The following is a 3,043-nucleotide window of genomic DNA, read 5'->3' as shown; positions in this document are numbered from 1 at the left end:
TTTCCGCCGATGATGAGGGGGCGGTTGTTGCGGTCGTAGAGTTCGGTTGTCGGGTCGATGCCGAGGAGTTGGTAGATCGTGGCGGCCAGGTCTTCGGGTTTGACCGGATTCTCCGCCGGCCGGCTGGCGTGTTCGTCGGACTTGCCGTAGACGTAGCCTTTCTTGACGCCGCCGCCGGCCAGCAGGGCGGTGTAACACTGCGGCCAGTGATCGCGGCTGAGGTTCTTGTTGATCTGCGGTGTGCGGCCGAACTCGCCCATCCAGACGACCAGCGTTTCCTCGAGCAATCCGCGTTCTTCTAAGTCGTCCAAGAGCGTCGGTAACGTTTGGTCGGTGATCGGCAGTTGGTACTTGTTGACGATCTCGTACATGCGTGTGTTGTCGAATCCGTGCGTGTCCCAGCCGCCGTCATTGACACGGCGTCCGCCGATACTGGCCGAGAAATAGACGGTCACGAATTTCACACCCGATTCGACCAGCCGACGCGCCATCAAACAGCTTTGGCCGTACGTCGTCCTGCCATAACGGTCTCGCACCGATTCTTTTTCAGCCGACAGATCAAACGCCTTACGGACGCGGTCGGACGTCAACATCGAAATCGCCCGCTCGTAGTAATCGTCGAACCCACGAGCCTGGTCCGAATACTCGAGCAACCTGGTCTGGGCGTCGACCAGTTTTTGCATCTCGCGACGGCGGTGGAGCCGGTCGACCGATAGCCCCCGCGGCAGACTCAGCTCGGGCAATTTGAAGTCCCGGTCATTGGGGTCTTCCAAGAACAACAACGGATCGTGGCGTTTTCCCAGAAAGCTGGCATGCTGGGCGGGAACGATCGAGCCATCGCGGATCACATGCGGATAGGCCACCGAGGTCGGCATGCCGTTCTGGTTGGGGCTGAGATGGTCGACGACGCTTCCGTATGCGGGATACAGATCCAGCGAATCACGCAAACGTTGGTCGTCGCTCGGTGGTTCGTGACCGCTGAGCGCGTAGTACCCTGCCGACGCATGATTTTTCATCGTGTGCGTCATCGTGCGAATCAGCGTCGCATGATGCATGCGTTTGGCCGTCTCGGGCAACAGTTCGCAGACCTGAATCCCATCGGCGCTGGACGAGATCGGGCGATAGGGGCTGCGCACCGATTCGGGCGCGTCGGGTTTCATGTCAAAGGTGTCGAGCTGGCTGGGGCCGCCCCACTGAAACAAAAAAATCACCGATTTGGCTCTCGGTTTGATCGACGTGGCACGCTCGGCCGCACGCATCAAGTTCGGCATCGTCAATCCCAGCATGCCAGCACCGCCGACACGCAAAATCGAACGCCGATCCATTGGAGGAAGTCTCATGGTGATTGATGGCTCTATTTGCGGAACAAAAATTCTTTTGCGTTCAACAACGCCCAGGCGATGTCTTGTAAGGCGTCGGCTCGTTTGTTGCCCGAAGGATTGCTCACCACGGCGCTGAGCAGGTCTTTCCATGACGCTGCCGGATTGTGGTTAGGGCCACGGATCAATTGCAGCGCCGCGGTTCGCTCGGCCTCGGTCGGCGGACGTGACAGTGCCGCCCAGTAAAGTTCCTCGACCACGTCGGCGTCGGATCGTTTCGACAGTGCCAAACGGGCGATACGATTGGTCGGCGATGCGAGTCGATCATTCAGGCCATCACCGACCAGCACGAACACTTGCTTGAGCGTCGTTTCGTTGGAGCGTTCGCAATCGCAGGCGAGAATCCGATCCGGTTTGCCGAAGGTTTTCAGGAAACGGTCGCCGGCTTCGGGAGCGCTTTTGCGGGCTTGCTTGCTGCGTACGCCGGGAATCTGCACGGCCCGGATTCCCGTCGGATAGCCGAGGAAGCGAGCCGGGGAGTCGAGCACGTCGCTCTGCATGTCCAGGATCACTTCGGCCGGCAACCGTCGCACGTAGGATCGTGAATAACAGGTGCGGTCGTTGGCGTTCGTTTCGTTCGGCTCGGCGGAAAGCTGATACGTTCGGGATTTCATGATCGTGCCGACCAGGCTGCGAAGGTCAAAACCGCTGTCGGCAAAGTGCGTCGCGAGCCAGTCCATCAGCGGAGGGTTGCTGGGCGGATTGGTCAAACGAAAATCATCGATCGGATCGACCAAGCCCAACCCCATCAGCTGGTACCAGATGAAGTTCGTCTGTGATTGGACAAACAGCTTGTTGTCCGGGGCCGTCAGCCAATCCGCCAGCGCAGCCAAGCGGTCCTTCATCGCTTGATCGTCGAGTCGGTTTCCGCCGAGAAATTTGGGTGACGCGACACGGTCGGTGGTCGGATTGCGAACTTCATCCATCTTGGCCACCAACACCGTTTGATCACCGGCAAACTCGTTCTTGTCCAGTTTGTCTTGCCGTTTGTTCTCGCCGATTTCATAACCGATTTGCGAAAACAGTGACGACCATTGGTAATAATCGTCTTGCGTCCAGCGATCGAACGGATGGTTGTGGCACTTGGCGCACTGCAACCGGGTGCCGAGGAAAAGACGTGCGGTGGTTTCGCCCCGAGTCGATGGGTCGCGGTTGGCACGGTAGTAGTTGGCCGCCGGTTGCTCGAACGTGCTGCCCGTTCCCGTGACCAGATCTCGGACGAACTGATCCAGGGGACGGCCCGATGCGATGTTGTCTCGAATCCAACCGTGAAAGACTTCCACGCCTTCGGTGTCCAATACCTTTTCTTCGGTTCGCAGGACGTCGGCCCACTTCAGCGCCCAGAAATCCGCGAACTCGGGCAGGGCGAGCAACCGGTCGATCAATCGGTCGCGTTTGTCGGAGGCCGGATCGGACACAAATGCTTTGGCTTCGTCGGCCGTCGGGATTCGTCCGATCGCATCTAAATAGACGCGGCGAACAAACACGGTGTCTTCGCACAGGGGCGACGGATTGATCCGAAGTCGTTTCAGTTTTGCAAAGACATGTCGATCGATTTCGTTGAACGGCTGGGGATCGCTCCAGACGAAATCGGGTCGTGATTCGATGAAGGCGATCGGTACGGGACGTTGTTCTTGCAGGTAGCGAACGATCAGCGTGGTTTC

General features: G+C 58.7%; 2 protein-coding genes. Both read right to left on the bottom strand.

Annotated features, from left to right (window positions below):
• A partial coding sequence (locus ABX749_RS27685) for a DUF1501 domain-containing protein (protein ID WP_372898878.1) occupies positions 1-1,340 on the bottom strand: 1,340 nt, incomplete at its 3' end.
• Between the two features lie 14 nt (positions 1,341-1,354).
• Positions 1,355-3,043 (bottom strand): DUF1549 and DUF1553 domain-containing protein (locus ABX749_RS27680; RefSeq protein WP_372898877.1); only part of this gene is annotated, 1,689 nt, incomplete at its 5' end.

This window comes from Stieleria sp., assembly GCF_041595215.1.
Classification (GTDB): Bacteria; Planctomycetota; Planctomycetia; order Pirellulales; family Pirellulaceae; genus Stieleria; species Stieleria magnilauensis.
This window is presented reverse-complemented; position numbering and strand designations above follow the sequence as displayed.